This window comes from Pediococcus parvulus (genome assembly GCF_007990205.1).
Classification (GTDB): Bacteria; Bacillota; Bacilli; order Lactobacillales; family Lactobacillaceae; genus Pediococcus; species Pediococcus parvulus.
The window spans coordinates 26339-33715 of record NZ_BJWE01000018.1 but is presented as its reverse complement, the minus strand read 5'-3'; the positions used below and the strand labels follow the sequence as shown (position 1 = coordinate 33715).

Here is a 7377-nt window from a genome sequence, read left to right as displayed (position 1 = left end):
ACACTACTGAGCCCATTTGCTTCCAGACTAAGTCTAATCTTTGCAATCAACACACTGATATAATAACTTTGATGCTTTCAACCTTTAGTCACAAGGTAAAAAACTGCAAGTACATTTTTAATGATGCAATGTACTTGCAGTTTTTTGTGCTTTCATTTAACTTGTCCTTGCATAATCGTTAAAAAAAGTTCTATAATGTAGAACGTTAGCCTGCTAACGGAAGCTGAGGAGATGAAACTGATGAAACAGGATTTATCTATGTATGGACGCCTGATTAAACATGCAAGTAACGTCATGAGCCGGCATATCGACACGTTTGCCGCAGAGTATGAGTTGACCGGTGTCCAGATGTCCATTATTGATTTTCTAGGAAAGTATCCTAACCAAACGTGTCTTCAACGCGATATTGAAAATGAATTTGCCATTCGCCGTTCCAGTGCGACAACCTTATTACAACGGATGGAAAAAAAGGAACTAATTTTACGACTAGTTGCAAAAGATGATGCCCGGCAAAAGCAAATTCAATTAACAGCAAAGGCACAACCCTTTGTCCAAATTAATCGAAACTATATGAAGGTTCAACGAGCTAGTTTGGAAGCTAATTTTACTGCTGAAGAACTTGAAAATTTTACAAAGATTTTGCAATTTTTAACCGTCGATGAAGCTGGTAAGAATTATGGAAAGGACCACGAGAAATAAAATATGACTAATGAAACTAATCAACGAATTCGGCCTCAGGTGATTGCCGCGGTCATTGCTACTGGGCTGATGTCTTTTAGTGGCGTGATTGTCGAAACCGCTATGAACATTACCTTTCCAACTTTGATGAAAGAATTTGATATTACCACAAGTACGGTTCAATGGTTGACAACGGGATACTTATTGACTGTGGCAATCATTGTACCGCTCTCGTCAGCTTTAAAAACCCGTTTTAAAACCAAATCTTTGTTTATTGTAGCTAATCTATTGTTCTTGCTTGGCCTAATAATGGATGCGGTAGCGCCAATTTTTCCGATCCTATTACTTGGAAGGATTATACAAGGTTGCGGGACCGGAATAGCCTTACCCTTGATGTTTAATATTATTATTGATCAAGTTCCGACCAGCAAAATTGGCATGATGATGGGTATTGGAACTTTAATCACTGCTGTTGCGCCTGCAATTGGACCTACATTTGGTGGGGTGGTAGTTGCGAGTTTAGGCTGGCGATTTGTGTTCATCATCTTAGTGCCACTACTGTTAATTTCGCTAGCAACAGGGATCAAAACGATTGAACAAAAACGGCCAACGCAAGCTATGAAATTTGATCCGGTCAGTATTTTGTTGATTGCCATGACATTTATTGGGTTGATTCTTGGATTCAGTAATATGGGTGGGATGAGTTTTATGAGTTTGCCAGTCGCCGGTGCCATTATCATTGGCTTGGCCGGCTTAGTTGGTTTGGTCTATCGCAGTTTGCACATTGACCAGCCTGTCATTGATTTGCGTGTGTTAGGAAACGCGTCTTTTGCAGCCCATGTGTTTGTGTTTTTTGCTTTACAGCTAATTTCTTTGGGAATGTCATTTATTTTGCCCAACTATATGCAATTAGTAAATGGGGCAACATCTACCATTGCCGGATTAGTGGTTTTACCGGGTGCTGCTTTAGGCGCAGTCATGTCACCAATTAGTGGTCGAATTTATGACCATTTTGGCGCGAAAAAACCATTGATGCTTGGTAGCTCAATTGTTTTTATTTGCCTGGTGTTATTTACAGTTTTAGCTTTAAACATAAAAGATAGCCTCATTTTAGCAATTTATGTCATCTACATGTTTGGGGTTGGTTCGATTTTTGGCAATATCATGACGAATGGGTTGTCCACCTTAAAAAACGAGCAGCAAACGGATGGCAATGCCATTTTGAACACGATTCAGCAGTTTGCGGGTGCAGTTGGAACGTCAATTGTTTCCACAATAATTGGTGCTAGCCAGTTAGGTAAGGGCGGATCACAGGCTGATTTAACGGCTGTGGGATCACGCAACGCTTTGTTAGTCTTGACAATTCTGATGGGAATCGCCATTCTGGTGTTATTGTATGCTGTGAATACGGCGATTAAGCAAAAAAATGCTAATTAAAAATGAGGAGAGTGGGCAAAAAGGCGGTTAGATTCTGAGCATAGCCTAGACTAACGAATGATCCGTACTTTGGATCATTCGTTAGTCGTAGCTAAGCGGAAGAATTTGCCTTTTTTCCAACATTTTAGAAATAATATTTGAAGAAATATACAGAGGGCAGGCAAAAAACATAGTTTTTTGCCTGCCCTCATTTTTCAAGCTTATGATGATTTTTTAACGGATAACTTTCGTGGGGCAATCCCTAATTCTGCAAGTTGGCGGTTTACCAACTCGTCATGAATACGACTTAGTTTGTCTTGTTCCACTTTGGCTTTACCCGTAGGTTCGATTAAACATGCGGGCATGTCGGTTTGCTGTTCTTCAGCCATTTTGCCACCTGCTTTCCAATTTTCTTTATTGTCTCACGAGTGGAAACAGAAGCAAAACATCTTGCCCAAAGGAGTTCGACCTACTTGTCGTAAGCCACAACCTCAGCCTGATTATCTGTAAAATTCAAGATGTTGAGACTCCCATTTTTGATTGGTAAATGAACATCAATTTGGGGATTCAGCAATTGAATTAGACTGCGAATGGCATCCATATGCGAAACGACCAATAAATTTTCACCGTCATTAGCTTTTTCGGCTAATTGATCAATCCCAGTCAAAATTCGCTTTTTAAAGGTTTCTGCATCTTCAGCATCTTTAAACGGATCAGCGGCATGCATGGCATCTCGTGCTTCGTAAAAGGTATGTTTGCTCAAGAAATCATCAATGCCGGTATATCCCAGTGGGCGACAAATGGTATCCCAAGTTTCGGGACCATTGGCGCCTTCAAAGTAGCCAAATAAGGCTTCTCGAATGTTTGCGAGTTGGGTCACATCCAACGAATCGTTGTGCGTATCCTTCAAAATGATGTTGGCCGTATGAACAGCTCGAGTGAGATCACTGGAAAAAGCTTGATCAAAGTGAACATTTTGCACTTTTTTAGCGGCCATATGCGCATCTTGAATGCCTTTGGGGGTCAGGGGAGCATCAGCCCAGCCTTACATACGATCGAATTTATTTAAATAAGTTTCGCCATGGCGAATGAGGTAAACAGTAAATTTTTTGATGAGAACACTCCCTATATGATTAATTAAGATAAAAAGAACAGCGCATCAATCGCACTGTTCCCATTTTAACATGTTTAGTTTGTAAAAAGCGGATTATGAAAATTCAATTCCATATTCAAAGGACTGAGTTTCGCCAGGTTCGGCGAAGTTATTGCCCTTCTTGTTAGCCCAATCTGTTGGGGTATCACTTGCTTGATCAGGGAGACCTGCAAATGGTTCGATGCAAAGGTAAGGTTCGGTCGCATTTTCCATAGTCCAAAGTGTGATGTATGGGAAATGTTTCACATTTAATTTGATCTCATGCGCGGTTTGGTCAGAACGGACAGTGACCGTTTCAATCTTTTTGGCATCCAAAATAATTAACCCATCGTCAAACGTACTGTGATCTAATTTCAAAACACCATCGCTATCCACTGCCTTGAATGGGGCTTTTGTGCCATCCCGGAATGGAGCGGGGTTAATGCCTAACTGTTGAATTTCCTTTGGATGTGGCCCAAATGTCAAAGTGTAGTCTTCAAACACACCATCGTCGTCAATTGGAATATTGAGACCCGGATGGGAGCCAAGTGCATAAGGCATCGTTTGTTTGTCATTATTGGTGACGCTGTATTTTGTTAATAATTGGTTACCAACTAATTTGTAGTCCACCTGTAAAATGAAATCAAATGGGTAGTATTCCTTTGTTTTGGGACTAGATTTTAATTGAAGTAACACTTGGTCGTCGGCTTTACGAACATTTTCCCATTGTAAATCACGCGCAAAACCATGTTGAGGCATTGGATAAGTTTGACCATCCACAACGTAGTGATCATCGTTTGATCGCCCAATTGAGGGGAACAAAATTGGTGCGTGGCGTTTCCAAGCTTTACCATTCCAGATGTAATCAAAATTACCTTTGACGTCCACCACGTGAGTCACTTGAGCACCAAGTTGGTCTATTTCAACTTCTAATTTGTTGTTTTTAATCGTAATCATTCATGTTGCCTCTTTTCAAATTATTGGGTACAGGTATATGATGGAACAGTTGGCGGATAATGTAAAGGCTTTCTAAAACGAAATCTTAGAACTTTAACAAACTTTCGAAAGGTCATGTCCGTTGGCAATGAAAGCAGGAGGTAGTTTAGATTGATTAAGATGATTGCACTGGATTTGGACAACACCTTACTGAATTCAGAGAAGAAAATTAGTGAAACAAATACCAAAGCTTTGAAGCAATTGCACAAACAGGGGAAAGCAATTGTGCTGTGTACTGGACGGCCAATTAACGCCATTTGGGATTGGCTGACGCAACTGGGGTTAATGGATGAAAATGATTATTCCGTTAATTTCAACGGCTCCCTAGTTATTCACAATGTGGATAAGAAGCCATTGATGGCCGATGGCATGAAACGGGATCATTTTGCGCATTTGCACGAATTTTGTGCTGCGCATCAGTATCCATTAGATATTCTAGATTTTAACGGCGTGTATCCAATTAATGATTTGCCTTTATCAGGTTATGAAAAGCGGTTAGGAGGAAACATGCATTTCTTGCACATCCCGTTTGCAAAAATGCCAGATGCTTCCTATAGTAAGGCAGTAATTTGCACGGATCCTGGCGTTTTGGACCAGATTGTGGCAAATATGCCGGAACAACTAACGAAAGAATTTCATATTGTCCGTTCTCAACCCATGATTTTGGAATTCTTAAAACCGGGGATTGATAAGGGGTCGGCATTAGATGTATTGTTGAAACATTTTGGCTGGACACGTGATAATTTGATGACTTTTGGGGATGCCCAAAATGATTTGGAAATGCTCGCCAGTGCTGGAGTTGGCGTGGCGATGGCAAATGGGACTGCTGAAGCCAAACGAACGGCTAACCGAGAAACCGATTTGGATAACAATCATGATGGCGTAGCAGATTTTTTGACAAGCTATTTTGCAAAGGAAGAGTAATTTAAATTTTGTCAGATACATTTTAAAGCCATCAACGGCCTTCGTAGTAAAGGTGTTGAAACTAACTCAAAGAAAACCAAAATTTTTCATTAAAAGTGTTGACTTCAATTAAAATTTGATTACAATAAGATTTAACTAAGATTAAAAAAATTAGATCTTAATTGGAATCAAACTTTTGGGGAAGTTTTTGTATGGATGTATTTTTAAGCGAAAAGAAGTAGATATTTGACGCGCATGAGTATCAATTGGAAAAGCAATCCAATTTACCGAAGAGCTGTAGCTTTGTGGCTACATATGCGTCTGACGATAGTATCGAGTCCTTAGCAACTTCTGGAGATAGTTCAAATATGACGGCTGGAACACTTATTGGGCTAAATCATGAAATTAGAACTGATAATGGACATATGGAAATACGTTCACATAGGGGTATCATTTATCGTTTGGAAACAAATACGACCTTTTCAATTCAACAAACAATTGAAGGAGAAGTACCAATTTTCTATGGAAAAGTTTACATGGATACTCTAAGGGCAGATACAATCGTGGATGGAGGTAAGTACCGTACTAGCTGCTATATTACTTCCCACACAGTTTCATTAACTGAGAATATTGATCCAGTGACGGATCATTATTACGCGTTAAACGATCCTTTCGAAATTATGGAGTATGACGAACAAGGTAGAGAGTTTCAGATTACGAGTGTAGCACCTTTCACTAAATTGGATCTTCGATTTAATAATAATTTGGTAATGAGGGAAAAATATCAAGTAGTTTCTAGAGCAGCATTAAATGATGAAGAGATTGACTCCCTGTATAGTGAGTGGGTGTCACCTGTTAATTGGAAATAGGATGGGAGGCGGTTATTTGAAAGCTCTGACTAATTTTAAAAATTATATTTCATTGTATGTTCGTAGTTTTAGTTTATTTTGGAAATCTTCTAGGGGTAGCAGTTCTGTGCTACTCTTTTTAGTTCCCATACAAGCGTTGGCGCCTGCGGTCTTGATTAAAATCGCACAACTGATGCTGGATGAATTATTGCATGGCGGGGTGTCTGGTAGTCTTGTTATTTGGTGGGGTATAATCTTTTTCATTTCTTCAGTAGCAATTCCAATCAATACTTCGCTACAAGGCATTTTAACTGATAAATTAATTGCTTTTGTTAACATGCAGCTCATGCAGAAATCAAAATCAATTAATGGATTAAATTTATTTGAAAATGCAGATTTCTATGACAATCTTCAATTGGTTAGTTCAGAGGCCTCTTGGCGTCCAGTTAACTTGATTGTTTTTGGCATCAGCATGTTACGTGAATTGATTACCGTTATTTCGATGATGGCTCTGCTTGCTAGATACAATTTTTGGATTGCGATCATCTTACTTTTAGCAATAATTCCGCAAAGTTTAGTCAGCTATCATATTCAACAAGACTCTTTTGAAACGATGGTGACCCGTAGCCCCGATGCTCGTAAAATTCAGTACTATAGTGAGGCATTACTAACGAATAAAGATGCCAAAGAGGTCCGGCTATTTGGAATGTTTGATTTTTTCATTAATGCTTATAAATCAGTTTACAAGGGCATGCATGCTAAGATGAAAAAAGTTCAAATGAAGCAAATGTGGATTTCACTCGCTTTTTTGGCCATTAGTGTGATTTTGAGTATTGCCAGTTTGATTTGGATGGTTACGGTTATTCGGCGAGGACAAGTATCCGCGGGTGGCTTTTTGATTTTTGTGTCGACATTAACAGCAACTTCAAGTAGTGTTTATGCATTCATTGAAAATTCAAGTCTATTGTATGACACGCTTTTATATATGCAAAAGTACTTTGACTTTATGCATGTCAAAGAAGCTAGTGACTATTCTGGTAAGTTGCCATTTCCTGATGAGGTGCAAACGATCACTTATGAGGGAGTCTCGTTTCGCTATCCTGGACAAAGAATCGATGCCCTGAAGGATGTTTCTTTTAATGTTCATGGCGGAGAAAGAATTGCGATTGTTGGAGAAAACGGGTCTGGAAAATCAACTTTAGTGAAATTGCTTATGCGTTTTTATGATCCGCAGCAAGGCAAAATCACTTTAAATAATATGGTCATTACTAAATTAAATATTAGCGCATATAGAAAAAAATTGGTGCAGTTTTTCAAGACTATTCAAAATTTTATTTACCAATTGGTCAGTCTATTGGGTTAGGGAATCCTGAACTAGTTGATGATAAGCAAAAAATTGTTAAC

Annotated in this window: 7 protein-coding genes and 1 pseudogene; 5 read left to right on the top strand and 3 right to left on the bottom strand. The window is 39.1% G+C overall.

The window, feature by feature from the left end; all coding sequences use genetic code 11:
* The first annotated feature begins 240 nt into the window (after window positions 1-240).
* Complete coding sequence (locus tag PPA04_RS05265) at window positions 241-699, top strand: MarR family winged helix-turn-helix transcriptional regulator (protein WP_057784260.1); 459 nt, start codon at window positions 241-243, stop codon at window positions 697-699.
* A gap of 3 nt (window positions 700-702) precedes the next feature.
* Window positions 703-2115, top strand: a complete 1413-nt coding sequence (locus PPA04_RS05260; protein ID WP_057784259.1) for a DHA2 family efflux MFS transporter permease subunit — start codon at window positions 703-705, stop codon at window positions 2113-2115.
* A gap of 200 nt (window positions 2116-2315) precedes the next feature.
* Here the strand turns inward: PPA04_RS05260 and PPA04_RS09565 are convergent, their stop codons facing one another.
* From PPA04_RS09565 to PPA04_RS05250, 3 genes and pseudogenes are all read right to left on the bottom strand, one after another.
* On the bottom strand, window positions 2316-2483 hold the full coding sequence (locus PPA04_RS09565; protein ID WP_186806960.1) for a hypothetical protein: 168 nt from the start codon (window positions 2481-2483) through the stop codon (window positions 2316-2318).
* Between the two features lie 80 nt (window positions 2484-2563).
* A pseudogene (locus tag PPA04_RS05255) lies at window positions 2564-3127 on the bottom strand (histidine phosphatase family protein); the annotation flags it as partial.
* A gap of 174 nt (window positions 3128-3301) precedes the next feature.
* Window positions 3302-4183: an aldose 1-epimerase family protein gene (locus PPA04_RS05250; protein WP_057784255.1), complete on the bottom strand. Its 882-nt coding sequence runs from the start codon at window positions 4181-4183 to the stop codon at window positions 3302-3304.
* Window positions 4184-4342: 159 nt separating this feature from the next.
* On the opposite strand from PPA04_RS05250, the gene PPA04_RS05245 reads away from it, so the two are divergent.
* The 3 genes from PPA04_RS05245 to PPA04_RS09810 all read left to right on the top strand — a co-directional run bounded on the left by PPA04_RS05245 (window position 4343) and on the right by PPA04_RS09810 (window position 7336).
* Complete coding sequence (locus tag PPA04_RS05245; RefSeq protein ID WP_057784265.1) at window positions 4343-5146, top strand: Cof-type HAD-IIB family hydrolase; 804 nt, start codon at window positions 4343-4345, stop codon at window positions 5144-5146.
* 284 nt (window positions 5147-5430) lie between these two features.
* On the top strand, window positions 5431-5994 hold the full coding sequence (locus PPA04_RS05240) for a hypothetical protein (protein WP_147206741.1): 564 nt from the start codon (window positions 5431-5433) through the stop codon (window positions 5992-5994).
* Between the two features lie 106 nt (window positions 5995-6100).
* The gene (locus PPA04_RS09810) at window positions 6101-7336 is read left to right on the top strand and encodes an ATP-binding cassette domain-containing protein (RefSeq protein WP_186806958.1); all 1236 of its coding nucleotides are present in this window, start codon (window positions 6101-6103) and stop codon (window positions 7334-7336) included.
* Window positions 7337-7377: the final 41 nt, after the last annotated feature.

Coding starts and splice junctions, on each gene's coding strand:
- PPA04_RS05265 (WP_057784260.1), top strand. CDS start 241: ATGAAACAGGATTTATCTATGTATGGACGCCTGATTAAACATGCAAGT.
- PPA04_RS05260 (WP_057784259.1), top strand. CDS start 703: ATGACTAATGAAACTAATCAACGAATTCGGCCTCAGGTGATTGCCGCG.
- PPA04_RS09565 (WP_186806960.1), bottom strand. CDS start 2,483: ATGGCTGAAGAACAGCAAACCGACATGCCCGCATGTTTAATCGAACCT.
- PPA04_RS05250 (WP_057784255.1), bottom strand. CDS start 4,183: ATGATTACGATTAAAAACAACAAATTAGAAGTTGAAATAGACCAACTT.
- PPA04_RS05245 (WP_057784265.1), top strand. CDS start 4,343: ATGATTGCACTGGATTTGGACAACACCTTACTGAATTCAGAGAAGAAA.